This window comes from Mesorhizobium sp. WSM4807 (assembly GCF_055811615.1).
Genome location: NZ_JBVVQY010000058.1, coordinates 461 through 14,461, shown reverse-complemented (window position 1 = coordinate 14,461; position 14,001 = coordinate 461). Strand labels below are relative to the sequence as shown.

Genomic DNA, 14,001 nt, shown 5'->3' with positions numbered 1-14,001 from the left:
TTCACAGCAACGATGGTGCCACAACCCTCGCCGCCGCCCCATAGCTTCTCTCCCCCGCGCAGCGGGCGCGAGGAACCAGGCCGCCGTGCTTGGCGAGAAGAATCTCGACCGATGCCGCTCACGCTGCATCCGCGAGAGCCGTACGGCGATGGTCGCAGAAGCGTGCCGCGTGATAGGCGCAGTAGCTTTTCAGCGGCCGCGTGCGCAGGCCGCAGCACAGCATGTCCAGTGCCGGCCGGCTGCCCGGCGCGTCGTTTTTGGGATCTTCCTCCAGCGTCAGATCGAGCGGCGCGCGGCAGCGGTTGAACAGGCAGTCGATGAAGCGCATGGCCGCGACATGCGGCGGGCGCCCGACGGCGGCAACGGCGCGCGGTGCCGGCACCTTGAGAGCCGCGCCATCGGGCCCGTGGACCTCGCGTACGAACTGGCGCTGCGGCAGCCAGACCGGCGGCGCCAGCCTGGCCGGGGTGCGGGCGATGCTTTGCAATACTGTGTCGGTATAGGCGGGCATGATGTTGATCCGTTTGAAAGGCCGAAGCTCGTCCCTCTCCCGTTCACGGGGAGAAGAAAGATCACCTCCGGCGGCCAAGCTTCGCCCCGGCCGCCTCGCTTGTGGCGCCGGAAACCGCCCTGCCCGTGCACCGGTCGAAGACGATGACCGTGCCGTCCTCGGTGCGGATGCACGAAAGGCCGGCATTGCATTTGCGGAAATTCGTGGCCGGAGCCGTGCGGGGAACGGCTCCGGCCGTTCCGGTCGCCGCCGCCGACGGCAGGGCAACCGGAGCCGAGGCGCTAGCCTCGGGCTTCGTCCCGGCCGGGGAGGAGGACAGCCGGGACGGATGGGAAAACAAGATGGGGCGACGTGGCTTGTGCATGGCTGTATATAAGCATAACTCAAAAATTTATGCAAGCCATTCTTTCATGGACGAAACCGGTTCTTATGTTTCAGATGGCCGCCATGGCGAAAACCTCATTGTCGATCAAGGTCGGGGCGGCGATCCGCAAGGCGCGCAAGCAGCGCGGCCTGGTGATGCGCCACATTGCCGAGCACAACGACACCGACGTCGCCGCCGTCGGCAATTGGGAAACCGGCCGCAACCTGCCAAAAACCGAGAACCTTTTGAAGACCGCCGCCTTCCTGCGCGTCGACCCGGTGGCTCTCGGCAAGGGCGAGGTCGTCTTCCTCGACGACGCCGACAATGTCGCCGACGCCGAGATCGTCACCGACGCCGCCCCCCTGCCCGCCGGCCCGATGGACATCGAGCTTCTCGGTGCGGCGGTCGGCGGCGACGACGGCGACTTCACCTTCAACGGCGAAGTCGCCGGCTATGTCCAGCGCCCGCCCGGCATCGCCCATTTGCGCAAGGTGTTCGCGCTGCATGTGCTCTCCGACTCGATGGTGCCGCGCTACGAGCCCGGCGAGATGCTCTATTGCGGCGGCCGCGACGCCGTGCCCGGCGACCACGTGGTGATCGAGATGTTCCCCGAGGAACACGAGCGCAACGGCAAGGCTTTCATCAAAAAACTGGTTAAGCGCACCGCCGCCGAGCTGGTCGTCGAGCAGTACAATCCGCCGAAGACGCTGACCTTCAACCGCTATGCGATCAAGCACGTCTGGCGCGTCATCCCGCTCAAGGAACTGCTGGGGTACTAGGGCGGCGGCAGGCACTATCCCCCCTTGCGGGGGAGATGGCGTTTCTTCCATCAAGCCCGCCTGGATCTCTCCAGCGGAATCTCGCGCTCGCCAAGCATCCGCGCTTCGGCGCGGCGCTGCTGCTGCTCGTCGATGAACGCCGCCTGGATCGAGATCGCCGCGCCCGGCAGCCCGTCGGCGCGGCAGGCCGAGCAGCGAAGGCGCCCCGAAAGCGCCGCCAGCGGCGTCTGCGCGGTCACCCCGAAGCGCTTCAGCTCCGCCGGCTTCCACCATCTGTTGCGGCCGCAATCGATACACTCGACCGCGATCGAGACGACCTCGCGATCGTCGCTTCCTTGCCCGGCAATGCCATCGTCCCTAGTGCCTCAGTTCCTGTTTTGTTCACAACATTAGGGGTTTTTCCCGAAGAGTCGAGTCAGTTCCGCTCACACCGTGCAAAAGTTTAACTTGTGTCAATTTTTGAGTTATGCTTATATATCGGATCGACTGATAACGCCGCCGCGGACGATCAGATAGGCGGCAGGGCCGGGCCTCCGTCGCGGCCGCCAATCAAGGAGACGAAGATGGACGCCCTCTCCGCCCAGTTCGCCCGCGATTGCGGCTATACTGGCGACAGCCCGGCCATGCTGGCGGCCTTCGCCGCCGTCCGCCTCGACGGCATAGGCAAGGCCCGCCTGGGCCATGATCAGCGCAAAACGATTGTTGACCGGCTGAAGCACGGCGAGGCCTTGTTCCTGGCGGCGATCCGCCCGGCGCAGTCGGCCGAGGAGGCGCTCGAGGACACCGCCCGCTTCATTGCGCTGTTCCGCAACATGCCGCGCTGGCGCCAGGAAAGGCGCGGCGCCGATCTCGCCCGCGCCAGGCAGCAGCGGCTTCTGGCGCGCTTCTTCCGCCGCTACGGCCACCGCCTCTGGGCACGGCAGGCGGCGTAAGCCGGACGTCGCCGACGCCATCAGCCGCGAATGCCTGGCGGCCGGTCGCCCGCACGGCGACGCGCCTGTCGCGCATAGCTGGACCGCACTTGCCGTCACCAAATCCACACCGTATGTCCACTCGATGAGCGAGATCAAATTCCGTCGCGCGCAAGCGCACGATCTGCCGGCAATTGTCGCACTGCCTGCCGACGATGCGCTCGGTGCTGGTCGGGAGGACCCGTCGACGCCGCTAGTGCCGTCCTACCTCGATGCCTTCAGCGCGATCGATGCCGATCCCAACCAGCTGCTGGCTGTGGCCGTGGAAGCCGGACAGGTGGTCGGAACCCTGCAGCTCAGCTTCATTCCAGGCATATCGAGGAAAGGCGCCTGGCGCGGGCAGATCGAAGGCGTTCGCGTCGCGCGGCAATGGCGGTCTCGCGGCGTCGGCAAGCGGATGATCGAATGGGCGATTGAAGCGTGCCGTTCGCGCAACTGCAGCTTCGTTCAGCTCACGACCGACAAGAGCCGACGGGAGGCGCACGCTTTCTACGATCGCCTCGGTTTCACCGCCAGCCATCTCGGCTACAAGATGGCGCTGTAGATCGCGGCACCTGCCGTCAGGCCAATCGCTTGAAGTCGGCGCTGCCCCTCATCCGCCTGCCGGCACCTTCTCCCCGTATAGTGACGGGGCGAAGGGGGCTGTCCGCAACCTCGGCACCCATTCTGCAACGCCGGAGATTGGCGAACTGCAACGCCGGAGATTGGCGAAACCCTTTGCGAAGGCTGTCCTTCTCCCCGTCCCTATACGGGGAGAAGTGCCCGGCAGGGCGATGAGGGGCAGCGCAAACCTGAAGCGATTGCCCTCCACCTGCCCTCCACGCCGCTTGACAATCCACCCGCATGTTCTCATTATGTTCCAAACGAAACCACCCCTCAAGACATGCGGCGTTCGAACCGCCGCGGGCGAACGGGCCGGATGGAAGCCAACATCCTCCACGCGGATCTGGATGCCTTCTATGCCTCGGTCGAACAGTTGCTCGACCCGGCCCTGCGCGGCAAGCCGATCGCCGTCGGCGGCGGTGTGGTGCTGGCCGCTTCCTACGAGGCCAAGGCCTTTGGCGTGCGTGGCGGCATGCCGGGGCGGCGCGCCCGGGAACTCTGCCCCGGGCTGATTTTCGTCGGCGGCCATTTCAAGGATTATCAGCGGCTCGGCGACGCGGCCATCAAAGTGCTTGGCGATTTCACGCCGATGGTCGAGCGGATCTCCATCGACGAGGCCTTCGCCGACGTCGCCGGCTGCACCCATCTGTTCGGTCCGCCGGCCGAGATCGCCACAACCATCCGCCGCCGCGTGCGGGCGGAGCTCGGCCTGCCGATCTCGGTCGGCGTGGCACGCACCAAGCACCTGGCCAAGATCGCCTCGCAAGTGGCCAAGCCCGACGGGCTGGTGGTCGTCGATCCACGCTACGAGTTGGAGTTCCTGCACGATCTGCCGGTCGAACTGATGTGGGGCGTCGGCCCGGTCACCAGGGAGCGGCTGGCCGGCATCGGTGTGCGCACCATCGGCGAACTGGCGAAGACGCCTGGCTGGTCGCTGGAGCGCCTGCTCGGGCCGGCGGCGGGCGAAAAGCTCAACGCGCTGGCGTGGAACCGCGATCCGCGCAAGCTCGAGACGCAGCGCCGGGCGCGATCGGCCGGCGCACAATCGGCACTCGGCAGGAAACCGGCCGAGGCAAAAATCTTCGTGCCGGCGCTGCTGCATCTGGCCGACAGGGTCGCCACCCGGCTGCGGGCGAAGTCCCGGCCGGGGCGCACCGTGACGGTTCGCGTTCGCTTTGCCGATCTGCGCTCGGTGACGCGCTCGATCACGCTCGACCAGCCGATTTCGGCAACCGCCACGCTGGCCGAGATCGCCGAGGCGCTGGTGCGCAAGGTGCTTGTCGATCATCCGCACGAAAAGACCATCTCGCTGCTGGCGATCGCCGTCTCGCATCTGGAACAGCAACCGGGCCTGCAGCTGGAACTGCCGCTCGACCTCGACGACGACCGGCGCCGCCCCGGCACCAGCAAGGGTGCGGCGCGCTGGACGGCCGACCGCGCCATCGACAAGATCCGCGACCGCTTCGGCTGGGAGGCGGTCGGCTATGCCTCGGTCGCGCTCGGCCAGTCGCGCTCGGTTCCCGACGCGTTTCGCGAACTGGCCGAAAAGGAATTGTGAGCCGGCTTGGCCGAGCGGGGCGATGCACTTTGCATCAAAAAGCGATCGGTCTGGTCGTCAGACCAAAAGCGTAGCGCTGCCCCAGGCGATCAGGACGATGCCGGCCGCCCGGCCAACCCACTGGCCGGCAGGAAACGCCTTTTCAACCAGCACCAGAATGGCGAGCCCGGCAACCCACACCAGGTTCATGATGCCCCCCACGAACAACAACGCCATCAGCATCCAGCAGCATCCGACACAAAACGCCCCGTGCAATGCGCCCAAACGCAGCGCGCCGAGTGCGTGGGGACGCCAGTGTCGGGCAAGGAACGCCGTCGGTGCCCGGCAATGCGACAGGCACGCATTCTTGAGCGGCGAGAGCTGATAGAGGCCCGCGGCGATCAGGACGATGGCTGAAAGCCAGCGGCTTTGCGAACTCATCATCGTCGCGGAAACGAATGCCTCGCGTTCGAGCAGCCAATGCAACGCGGTGGCCGCGACGGAGAACCCCAGCCAGACCAGGAGGTAGCCTGCCATAAATACGCCGGTCGGCGCGAGCCTGTCCTGGATCTGCCCCTGTGCGAGCGCATGGCGATGCACGCGCGCGTAGAGCAGGATGGTCGGCGCCGCGCTCGGGGACATCATGGCGATCATCATGACCCACCACATGGCGATCATCAGTGCCCAGTTCGCGGCCCCCCAGACCCGCGGTTCCGTCGCCGTGGCCATCGTGCTCATGTCCATGCCGGGCATGTCCATGCCAGACATATCCATGCCGGACCTATCGGAGGTCACGCCGGCAGTTTGCTGGTGGGGGAAGAGCGCGAGCCTCGACATCTCCCACGCATTCATGCCGAGCCCTGCACCGGCGACGATGTAAAGCCAGGCCAGCAGGCACAGCGCCACCACGCCCGCAATCGTGATGACGCGGTCGCGTCTGAGCAGGCGTTCCAGTGGCGACGCGCCGTTCATGCGAGGCGTCAGGCTCGCACCACCCCGTGATTGTTGAGATGCAGCCGCGCGAACTGGCCGTAACTGTCCTTCGTGGTCACCTGAACCGGGCCGCTGGTTGTGCTCGAAGCACTGCCGATCTCGGCGACCGCATATTCGAAGCCGTTCGGCAACACGATCCGCGCGCGCGAGTCCGCGCCCGTCACCTTGTTGCGGATCGGTTCGCCGACCGTTTCGATGTAATCCTTGACGAAGATGCGGCCCCTGCGGCCATCAATATCGAGGTCGAGATCGATCTTGGTGAAAACCGGCTCATTCATTTTTGTCACGGTTGAGGCGTAGACGGCGAACATCGTCGCGAACGGGTCGGTGTCCTGGCCGGTCATGATGCGCAGCAGCGCGTTACGCTGCCGGTCGGTTGCATTCTCGTCGATGAGAGCGATGGCTTCGCCATTGCCTTCGTGGATCGCGCCAGGCCATTTGAAGATCGCGGCGATCCGCAGGCCATCGAGAGCGGTTTCGCCATGATGACCCTCATCGATCTGAATGCCGGCAACGGCATGGCAATGGCCTTTGTCGGGCAACGCATTGAATTGACAGTTGCAGCCATATTCGCAGGTGCAATTGACGAGTTCACGTCCCTTGATTTCCCAAGACGTCATGCTGTCCTCCCTGATGTCGAAATATTAGACCATCATCATACACCTGGACTCTTCCCTCTCAAAGGCGCACTCTTAGCGTGCGAAACGCGAGCTGGTGTTTCGTCCAATGCTTCACATGCTTGACGTGCGTCGGTGATTGTCTGACCTATCCGGATACTTCCGGTTGGGCAGAGCTCGCATTGTGTCGCCTATCCGTGATCAGGCTACGGCCTAAGGCACGTTGCAGCCCGTTCCGGATCAACTGGGAGGTAAACAACATGCCTGATTTTCAGCGCAGAGAACTTCTTGTTCAAGGAAGCGCGGCTCTTGCCGCAATTGCTGCTCTCTATACCTCGCGTCGGGCTTACGCTTTTCCAAAACGGCCGAGCGAGGAAGTTATTGCGTGGCTGGATCAGCCGACCGAAAATCCCGATCCGGTCGGTATCCAAAAGCAGCTTGTCTGGGAGGATTTGGACAGCTGGATAACTCCAAACCACAAGTTCTTCAGCATCTCGCATTTCAACCGGCCAACGATCGACGAGAAGACATGGTCCATGGAGATCGGGGGGCTGGTCAAGAAGCCCTTGAAATTGACACTCGCCGACATCAAGGCGCGACCGCGGCAGGAGGTCGTTTTCACAGTGGAATGCTCGGGCAACCACGGGTTTCCCTTTTTCACCGGCGGCATCGGCAATGCCCGCTGGGCAGGGACGCCGCTCGCCCCGATCCTCGAGGAAGCCGGCGTTCTGGAGAAGGGCATCGAGGTCGTCTTTTTCGGTACTGACAAGGGCGAGGTCGCAATACGCGACGTCAAGATGCAGCAGAACTTCGCTCGCAGCATGTCGCTCGCCGACGCGATGAATCCCGACAATCTGCTCTGCTATGAAATGAACGGAGCCGCCTTGCCGCCGGCCAATGGTTTTCCGCTGCGGCTGATTGCTCCCGGCTGGTACGGGATCGCCAACGTCAAGTGGCTGGAGCGCATCGAAGTTCGCGACACCCGCTTCATGAGCCTTCTGATGGCCCGTGACTATGTCACCATCCGCGAGGAAGAGCACAACGGCGAGACCGTGTGGACCGAGACTTCAGTCGGGCGAGCGCTGATAAAGTCCGCGCCTGCGAAGGTCACCCGGAAAAACTCAAACTACCGCGTCATTGGGGCAGCATGGGGGGCACCGATCGACCGGGTCGAAGTGCAAATCGATCAAGCGCCATGGGCACCAGCGGTCATTGACCGCAGTGAGGAGGCCGAACACGCCTGGAAGATTTGGTCCCTGGATTGGGCAAATCCCTCTCCTGGAGAACACACGGTGACCTCGCGCGCGGTCAGCACCACGGGACAAGTTCAACCGGCAATGGACGATCCCTTGATTGCCAAGAAACACACATACTGGGAAAGCAATGGCCAGGTGACGCGCCGCGTGCGTGTCGACTAAGAACTACGCGGGAAGGTGAAGCAGGCAGCGCCTGATCGCAGACTGGTTGTCCAAGCAAGCTTTAGGTTCGCTTCGGCAGGCAAAATAGACGCGCATCGCAGATGCCCGGAACGACCGCTTCGGGTGGACTGTTGCGATTCGTCTCGTCCATGGGGACATGGGACGGCCGGAATACTGGAAATCGGTCCCCAGCGTCAGTCCTTGGATGCCGTGATGACGAGCGCCGGCATGTCGAAAGCGACGGCGCCGACCGCTGTCACGAAAGGCACGAGTGCTCGCTCGGCCTCCTCCAGAAGCCGCTTAAACTGCTCGTTGTCCAAAAGCCCGCCCAACGTCCAGATGCAGGCTCTTTCAGTCGAGATCAGCGACTCGATCGAGGCAAAACGGACCGTTCCGCGGTGCCGCTTCACCTCGGCACGCTCTATGCCTGCCTTCGCGCAGAGCGAGAGCAGTAACTCCGCATTGCCGAGCGCAAAGGGCGCGCGGAACGCATTCGCAACGTCGCTTCCAAACAGCCGTTCAAGCATAGCCGCCACTGCGGCATAGCCGGGCGACTGGTCGAGCGAGTCGCAGACCGCGACGGCGAGCCGGCCGCCGGTCTTAACCACGCGCAGCATTTCCCGCAGTCCGGCTGCTCGATCCTCGAAGAACATCAGGCCGAACTGGCTGACTGCGGCGTCGAAGCTTTCATCCGGGAAAGGAATCTGCTCGGCGCGCCCTTCTCGCCAATCGATGCGGTTGCTTTTGCGGCGGGCAACGCAAAGCATATCGGGATTGGGGTCAAGCCCAACCACCTTGCCCTCCGCGCGAACGCGATCGAGGGCCGCGAGCGCCAGCACACCCGTACCGCAGGCGATGTCGATCACGCGGTCGCCCTTCCCTATTCGCGCCTCGGCGGCGACGATGGGCCCCCATTGTCGGAACAGCGCTGGAACGAACAGTGAGTCGTAGATTTCAGCCGGAGTTTTCGATGTCCTACTCCGGCGGATCTGGACCGCCGCGTCCTCAGATCCCGGCGTGGCACCTTCAAGGAACACTGCGTTGGATCGGGTTCCGGCGACGCGAAGCGCTTTCAGCGGCTCGTATTCGGGCGATGAGTACCAGCGCTTGGCATGCTCGGCGTCGGCAAATTCGACGATGACCGGATAGACCGGCTGCCAGTCTCCTTCGACAAGGTCGGATTTCCCGCCCAGCACCAAATAGCGCCCTCCATATTGTTCAACCGTTGCAAAGACCCCTGCCAGATACTGCTCGACTTTGGCTTGGTCGGTGATTTCACGCACGTCGAAGAAGCAATAAGTAGACATGGCCGACCTCCGTTGATCGCATGGACTGCACGGGATGCGCGGTGGATATGCTGTTCGGCGCATAGTAGACTTGGCCATGGGCACGCTCCATGACCCAGCGTCTCAATCGCTTGCCGCAGCGTCCGTTCTTGCGCCATCGCCTGGGCGGCCACCGGAAGAGGTCGTTGCCGATGCCGCACCTTCGGCCGTGCCGGACAAGGATGTGCTTTCAGATGTGCTGCGCGTGATAAAGCTCACCGGCGCGCTTTTCTTCTGGGTCGATGCCTCTTCGCCCTGGAGTGTGGAAGTGCCGCGGGCGGATTCATTTGCCCATCTCATCCTGCCGCGCGCCCAACACGTGATTTCCTACCACATCATCACCCAAGGATCGGGCTCGGTCAGCATCAATGAGGGTTCGCCGATGGAGTTTGCCGAAGGCGACATACTTCTGATCCCGCATGAGGATTCGTACGCGATGTGCAGTGCGCCCGGAGTGCGATCAGGTTTGAGCCCGGAAGATTCGCTCGATTTCTTTCGCGCCATGGCGGCTGGACAACTGCCTTTCGTGGTCAACGAAGGTGGCGACGGCCCCCTCCTGACAAGATATGTCTGCGGTTTTCTTGGTTGCGATGCACGGCCGTTCAATCCTCTGCTCGGGGCCCTTCCTCCGCTGATACGCATTCGGCGTGCGGCCGGCGCACCGAGCGATCTGCTCGACCGGCTGATCGAGCTAACGCTGGCAGAGGTGTCCGTTCAACGGCCTGGCGCTGAATGCATCCGCCTACGCCTCAGCGAGCTGATGTTCGTTGAGGTCGTTCGCCGCTATCTTGAGGCACTGCTGCCGGAGCAGACCGGCTGGCTGGCCGGCTTGCGCGACCCCGCCGTCGGCAGGGCTGTTGCGCTCGTCCACGAGCATCCGGCGCGTGGCTGGACAATTGAAGAACTCGCTCGCGAAACGGGCGTCTCGCGGTCAGTCCTTGCGGCCCGCTTCACGCGCCTCGTCGGCTGCCCACCGATGCAATATCTCACGCGATGGCGCGTGCAACTGGCCGCACGACTGCTCACTGATGGGCTGGCCAAAGTCTCGACGGTCGGACGTGATGTCGGCTACGAGTCCGAAGCGGCCTTCAGCCGGAGCTTCAAGAAGCTCGCGGGCGTCTCGCCGGCTGGCTGGCGCAGCGGCAAGCGCGGATAGCCGGGCGGCCGGAGGCCAATTTGGGGAACACAATATGCCCCGACAGACGCCTCCGCGCGCCATCTCCGCACCATTTCCAGCCCTCCCCTACCCCTCCACAGTGCTGATCTCGGCATCGACCAGGCACCAGGGTGCATAGCGAAAATCGCGGATCTGGACGACCCGCTCGTCCCGCCATTCGACCAGCATGAAGCCTCGCACGGCGCCGTCCGGCTCCTGCGGATTGCGGATCAGGATCGCCGGCCGGCCGTCGACAAGACCCAGCGACAGCGTCCAGTCGCTTATGCGGTCGTAATTGCCGAAATAGGTCGACACTTCGGCCTTGCCGCGCAGGCGGAGGCGGTTGACGAGTTCGAGCTGGATATCCTCGGCGATCAGCGCCCTGACCGCGTCGAAGTCGCGCGCATTGAACAGGTCGACATAGCGGCGCAGCCGCCGCTCGTCATCGGCGTCGAGCCTGGGCGCGGCCACCTGTTCGGGCTCGGCTGCTAGCACGCGCAGCTGCGCCCGCCCGCGATGCAGTGCCGCCTTGGTGACGGCCAGCGTCGCGCCGGTCACCTCGCAGGTCTCATGCAGCGAAAGGCCAAGCACGTCGACCAGGATCACGGCGCTGCGCTGCGGCACCGAAAGCTGCATGAAGCTGCGTAGGCCGGTCGCCGCGGCGAGCCTGCTGTCGGCGCTGCCGGACGGGTCCTCGATGGCAGTCATGTCGGTCTCGGTCATGCGCAACCTTTCCCGATGGCGCCGGCGCAGATGGTCCTGCGCCGCGTTATGGGCGATGCGAAACAGCCATTGCTCGGGCCGCTCGACCGTCATGCTGCCGTCGACCGCCTGCAGCGCCTTCAGCAGCGTCTCCTGCACGATGTCCTCGCCGTCGATCACCGAGCCGGCCATGCGGGCGCAGTAGCGGTGCAGTTTGGGACGCAACCCGGAGAGCATCGCCTCCAGCGCCGGCCGGTCGAATTTTTGTGGGATCATGGCGTCCATTCTATCCGGCTTTGCCGTCCTCAAGCACATGGTAGTTGCCGATGATTTTGGCAGGCGATCGCTTGACCGGGGTAGAACGTCGCTCCGCATGGTTTTGCGTGAACGCCTCGAAGGCCGCAAGCCCGGTCAGCGCGGATGTGTCATTTCCATCGCCGACGACGTGGACGAACTCGCCGTCGTCCAATTCGAGCACGAGATAGCGCACGCTCTGCGGCGTCGTCTCATCCAGCGCCTCGAACACTTTTGCCACCAGCGCGCGGTTCTCTTCCAGCCCGGTGTCTTTCACGCTGTAGCGAATGAGTTTGTAGCCCATGGTTCGTCTCCTGAATGGTTGGTCTGAGCAGAAGACGTTTCGCGTTCCCGAAAGGATTCTCGCACGCTATAAATCTCTTCGGCCGCCCGGATCCGTCTTCCAGCTGTGGACGGCTACGCAGCAGCCATCGAGGAGCAGGAGAGACGACCATGCACATCCAGTTTGCCGAACTGCCGGTATTCGACCAGGACCGCGCCAAGGCGTTCTACACCAGGCATTTCGCCTGCAAGGTCGCGGCCGACGAGAAGATGGGCGATAGCGGCTGGCGCTGGATCGAGCTGAAATTTCCCGGCGCCGTGACGAACCTGCATTTCGTGAGGCGCGCCGACGACACGCCAGGCGCGGACCCAGTGCTGGTGCTGGTCGGCGACGATGTCGAGGCCACGATCGCCGCTCTGAAGGCGGGCGGCGTCGAGATCATCACCGAACCGCAGGAGGCGCCCTGGCAGCCAGGCCGCACGGTGGCGGAATTTCGCGACAGCGAGGGCAACCGGATGGTGATCGGCAGCCAATGAGCGGGTGCAGCCGGAGAGCGGGCATTTCAATTTTGACGCGCCCATGAACGGCTGGAGAAGGTGTCATCAGCGCTGGTTGCTGCGACTGTCAACTACCGGGCAGCGAAATAGACTGATGAAAGGGGCAGCTCAGAGTCACGATTTGCCCTTGAAGTTTCCCCCGAGGCGAGAGGTTGAATATCGTCGGAAATGCTCTCTGCGCCGGCCGAGTGATACCCAGTCGTCTCACTTTTCGATAAACGGTGCGGCCAAGGCTCGGCGATCTTGCCGACGAGATCGCTGAGACTGACACCGCCGATACGCTGAAGCAGCGTTTCGACAAAATCGCCGCTACCATGGCGTGCCACGGCTCGGTGCGCTCGGCCGGCAGCTTCGGCCGGAAGAAATGAATGCACTGCTCCGCCAGATGGAAGCAACGCCGGGTTCCGGCACCTGCAATCACGGCCGACCGACCTATATCTAACTGAAGCTTGTCGATATCGAGCGGCTGTGTGGACGGCGGTAGCGCCGAAACGTCGTTTGCAACGGCAATAGCTTGTTCGCATCACTTTCAGGGAGGTAAGGAGCCATGATTTCCGGCGCACACATGATCATCTACAGCACAGATGCCGAGGCAGACCGCGCATTTTTTCGCAATGTTCTGCGTTTTCCAGCAATCGATGCTGGCGAAGGCTGGTTGATCTTCGCATTGCCGCCGGCCGAGATTGCCGTTCACCCGGTCGCCGAAAACGACAGCCACGAAGTCTATCTCATGTGCGAAGACATCAATGCCACAATCCAAGAGCTGAAATCGCACGATGTTGAATGCACTTCGGTCACCGATGAAGGCTGGGGCCTGCTCACGCATGTCTCGCTTCCCAGTGGCGGCTCGCTTGGCCTCTACCAGCCGAGGCATCCTTTGGCGCACAAAGCCGGGGCTGCTTAAATGCCGGTTTTCCGTCCGGACGCGCGACCAAGTAAAGACTTGGAGCGGGATGGAGATTCGAAGGCAAATCACCCTGCTCTGCCGGACTTTTTCAACACTATCGGTGGATTGCTGCTGTCGGTCTCGTCTGTTCCAACGAGTAAGAATGCTCCGCGGCAGGAGGTGCAGAAAATCCCTCTCGCCGCCCAGCAACGTCAGGTCGCCGCGTGCGCTCATCCGGGCACGGGGCGTCCGACATGCCCACCAGCACTTCGCTGATGCGCCACATCGCGACGGCGACGTCGTCGCGGCGGGCCAGCTCCGAGAGGTCCGGCCAGGTGATCTTCCCTCGCCGCACGGCGGGCGTAGAGACGACCCGGCGGCGGGCGTACGTCGTCCTGCGCCAGGCCGGTGAGTGGCGGCCGCTGCCCGTGCCGTGTTCACTCCCATCAGGCGGGCCACGAACGGAGCGCCCGCTTGTGCCGGCCAGCCACCAGCCCAGGCGCATCGGCGCCGAGTAATCACGAACGAGGCCCGTGCCCGGCACCTGCCCGGGGCAAAAGGCGAAGATCGTCCATCCACGTCCCTCTTCCTCGGCCAACCGCGCCAGCCGGCGGGCGGTGAGCAGGTTCGCCAGCTTCGATGCGGCGTAGAAGGCGCGGCCAGCCGCCACGCGCGACGAGTGGTCGACGCCGGAATCCCGTTCGGGGGTAGGCGAGGAGCCATCCGTCGGCGTGTCGCGGAGGCGGAAACGACGTCTGCTCGGCGGGATCGTGCCTGCCGCTCGTCGTGATGATCACCTTGGCGTCATCGGCAAGCCGGGGCATCAGCAGGCGGAGCAGCAGGTAGTGGCCCAGGTGGTTGGTTGCGAACGTGATCTCATAGCCGTGGGGGGGGGGGGGCCCCCCCCCCGGGGGGGGCCCCCCCCCCCCCGCGGGGGGCCGGGGGGGGGGGGCGGCGCCCCCCCCCCCCCCCCGGCCCCCCCCCGCCCCCCCCCCCCCCGGCGCG

The 14,001-nt window shown here is 64.1% G+C and carries 15 protein-coding genes and 1 pseudogene; 9 read left to right on the top strand and 7 right to left on the bottom strand.

Features of this window, described 5'->3' with window-relative positions; translation table 11 throughout:
- Positions 1–118 precede the first annotated feature (118 nt).
- A complete protein-coding gene (locus tag AC0L3N_RS32670; protein WP_473551710.1) occupies positions 119–511 on the bottom strand; it encodes a hypothetical protein in 393 nt (130 codons plus the stop codon).
- Between the two features lie 438 nt (positions 512–949).
- Here AC0L3N_RS32670 and AC0L3N_RS32665 point away from each other — a divergent pair, with 438 nt between their 5' ends.
- Positions 950–1,654, top strand: a complete 705-nt coding sequence (locus AC0L3N_RS32665; RefSeq protein ID WP_123148064.1) for an XRE family transcriptional regulator — start codon at positions 950–952, stop codon at positions 1,652–1,654.
- 50 nt (positions 1,655–1,704) lie between these two features.
- Here the strand turns inward: AC0L3N_RS32665 and AC0L3N_RS32660 are convergent, their stop codons facing one another.
- Positions 1,705–1,893 (bottom strand): hypothetical protein, encoded by a 189-nt coding sequence (locus AC0L3N_RS32660; protein ID WP_473551709.1) that lies wholly within the window; start codon positions 1,891–1,893, stop codon positions 1,705–1,707.
- Positions 1,894–2,217: 324 nt separating this feature from the next.
- On the opposite strand from AC0L3N_RS32660, the gene AC0L3N_RS32655 reads away from it, so the two are divergent.
- The 3 genes from AC0L3N_RS32655 to dinB all read left to right on the top strand — a co-directional run bounded on the left by AC0L3N_RS32655 (position 2,218) and on the right by dinB (position 4,786).
- Positions 2,218–2,586 carry a hypothetical protein gene (locus AC0L3N_RS32655; RefSeq protein WP_473551708.1) on the top strand — a complete coding sequence of 123 codons (369 nt, stop codon included), beginning with the start codon at positions 2,218–2,220 and terminating at the stop codon, positions 2,584–2,586.
- A gap of 124 nt (positions 2,587–2,710) precedes the next feature.
- On the top strand, positions 2,711–3,169 hold the full coding sequence (locus tag AC0L3N_RS32650) for a GNAT family N-acetyltransferase (RefSeq protein WP_473551706.1): 459 nt from the start codon (positions 2,711–2,713) through the stop codon (positions 3,167–3,169).
- 375 nt (positions 3,170–3,544) lie between these two features.
- On the top strand, positions 3,545–4,786 hold the full coding sequence (gene dinB, locus AC0L3N_RS32645; RefSeq protein WP_473551705.1) for a DNA polymerase IV: 1,242 nt from the start codon (positions 3,545–3,547) through the stop codon (positions 4,784–4,786).
- 57 nt (positions 4,787–4,843) lie between these two features.
- Here dinB and AC0L3N_RS32640 read toward each other — a convergent pair whose 3' ends face one another.
- Together AC0L3N_RS32640 and AC0L3N_RS32635 are read right to left on the bottom strand one after the other, a co-directional pair.
- Positions 4,844–5,737 carry a DUF2182 domain-containing protein gene (locus tag AC0L3N_RS32640; RefSeq protein WP_473551703.1) on the bottom strand — a complete coding sequence of 298 codons (894 nt, stop codon included), beginning with the start codon at positions 5,735–5,737 and terminating at the stop codon, positions 4,844–4,846.
- Between the two features lie 8 nt (positions 5,738–5,745).
- Positions 5,746–6,378 (bottom strand): DUF1326 domain-containing protein, encoded by a 633-nt coding sequence (locus tag AC0L3N_RS32635; protein WP_473551701.1) that lies wholly within the window; start codon positions 6,376–6,378, stop codon positions 5,746–5,748.
- A 257-nt stretch (positions 6,379–6,635) separates the two neighbouring features.
- On the opposite strand from AC0L3N_RS32635, the gene AC0L3N_RS32630 reads away from it, so the two are divergent.
- The gene (locus AC0L3N_RS32630; protein ID WP_473551713.1) at positions 6,636–7,793 is read left to right on the top strand and encodes a sulfite oxidase; all 1,158 of its coding nucleotides are present in this window, start codon (positions 6,636–6,638) and stop codon (positions 7,791–7,793) included.
- Between the two features lie 194 nt (positions 7,794–7,987).
- Here the strand turns inward: AC0L3N_RS32630 and AC0L3N_RS32625 are convergent, their stop codons facing one another.
- Entirely contained in the window at positions 7,988–9,100 is a 1,113-nt protein-coding gene (locus tag AC0L3N_RS32625; protein ID WP_473551700.1) for a DUF1330 domain-containing protein, read from the bottom strand.
- Positions 9,101–9,176: 76 nt separating this feature from the next.
- On the opposite strand from AC0L3N_RS32625, the gene AC0L3N_RS32620 reads away from it, so the two are divergent.
- Positions 9,177–10,274: an AraC family transcriptional regulator gene (locus tag AC0L3N_RS32620; RefSeq protein WP_473551699.1), complete on the top strand. Its 1,098-nt coding sequence runs from the start codon at positions 9,177–9,179 to the stop codon at positions 10,272–10,274.
- Between the two features lie 87 nt (positions 10,275–10,361).
- Here AC0L3N_RS32620 and AC0L3N_RS32615 read toward each other — a convergent pair whose 3' ends face one another.
- Together AC0L3N_RS32615 and AC0L3N_RS32610 are read right to left on the bottom strand one after the other, a co-directional pair.
- Positions 10,362–11,252, bottom strand: a complete 891-nt coding sequence (locus AC0L3N_RS32615; protein ID WP_473551711.1) for a sigma-70 family RNA polymerase sigma factor — start codon at positions 11,250–11,252, stop codon at positions 10,362–10,364.
- Positions 11,253–11,262: 10 nt separating this feature from the next.
- Entirely contained in the window at positions 11,263–11,574 is a 312-nt protein-coding gene (locus AC0L3N_RS32610) for a hypothetical protein (protein ID WP_473551697.1), read from the bottom strand.
- Positions 11,575–11,723: 149 nt separating this feature from the next.
- Here AC0L3N_RS32610 and AC0L3N_RS32605 point away from each other — a divergent pair, with 149 nt between their 5' ends.
- The 3 genes and pseudogenes from AC0L3N_RS32605 to AC0L3N_RS32595 all read left to right on the top strand — a co-directional run bounded on the left by AC0L3N_RS32605 (position 11,724) and on the right by AC0L3N_RS32595 (position 13,014).
- Positions 11,724–12,089, top strand: a complete 366-nt coding sequence (locus AC0L3N_RS32605) for a VOC family protein (RefSeq protein ID WP_123148011.1) — start codon at positions 11,724–11,726, stop codon at positions 12,087–12,089.
- 260 nt (positions 12,090–12,349) lie between these two features.
- Positions 12,350–12,552, top strand: a pseudogene (locus AC0L3N_RS32600) (DNA mismatch repair endonuclease MutL); the annotation flags it as partial.
- A gap of 123 nt (positions 12,553–12,675) precedes the next feature.
- Positions 12,676–13,014 carry a VOC family protein gene (locus tag AC0L3N_RS32595; protein WP_473551696.1) on the top strand — a complete coding sequence of 113 codons (339 nt, stop codon included), beginning with the start codon at positions 12,676–12,678 and terminating at the stop codon, positions 13,012–13,014.
- Positions 13,015–14,001: the final 987 nt, after the last annotated feature.

Coding starts and splice junctions, on each gene's coding strand:
- AC0L3N_RS32635 (WP_473551701.1), bottom strand. CDS start 6,378: ATGACGTCTTGGGAAATCAAGGGACGTGAACTCGTCAATTGCACCTGC.
- AC0L3N_RS32625 (WP_473551700.1), bottom strand. CDS start 9,100: ATGTCTACTTATTGCTTCTTCGACGTGCGTGAAATCACCGACCAAGCC.
- AC0L3N_RS32640 (WP_473551703.1), bottom strand. CDS start 5,737: ATGAACGGCGCGTCGCCACTGGAACGCCTGCTCAGACGCGACCGCGTC.
- AC0L3N_RS32670 (WP_473551710.1), bottom strand. CDS start 511: ATGCCCGCCTATACCGACACAGTATTGCAAAGCATCGCCCGCACCCCG.
- AC0L3N_RS32665 (WP_123148064.1), top strand. CDS start 950: ATGGCCGCCATGGCGAAAACCTCATTGTCGATCAAGGTCGGGGCGGCG.
- AC0L3N_RS32650 (WP_473551706.1), top strand. CDS start 2,711: ATGAGCGAGATCAAATTCCGTCGCGCGCAAGCGCACGATCTGCCGGCA.
- dinB (WP_473551705.1), top strand. CDS start 3,545: ATGGAAGCCAACATCCTCCACGCGGATCTGGATGCCTTCTATGCCTCG.
- AC0L3N_RS32605 (WP_123148011.1), top strand. CDS start 11,724: ATGCACATCCAGTTTGCCGAACTGCCGGTATTCGACCAGGACCGCGCC.
- AC0L3N_RS32610 (WP_473551697.1), bottom strand. CDS start 11,574: ATGGGCTACAAACTCATTCGCTACAGCGTGAAAGACACCGGGCTGGAA.
- AC0L3N_RS32630 (WP_473551713.1), top strand. CDS start 6,636: ATGCCTGATTTTCAGCGCAGAGAACTTCTTGTTCAAGGAAGCGCGGCT.
- AC0L3N_RS32595 (WP_473551696.1), top strand. CDS start 12,676: ATGATCATCTACAGCACAGATGCCGAGGCAGACCGCGCATTTTTTCGC.
- AC0L3N_RS32620 (WP_473551699.1), top strand. CDS start 9,177: ATGGGCACGCTCCATGACCCAGCGTCTCAATCGCTTGCCGCAGCGTCC.
- AC0L3N_RS32615 (WP_473551711.1), bottom strand. CDS start 11,252: ATGATCCCACAAAAATTCGACCGGCCGGCGCTGGAGGCGATGCTCTCC.
- AC0L3N_RS32655 (WP_473551708.1), top strand. CDS start 2,218: ATGGACGCCCTCTCCGCCCAGTTCGCCCGCGATTGCGGCTATACTGGC.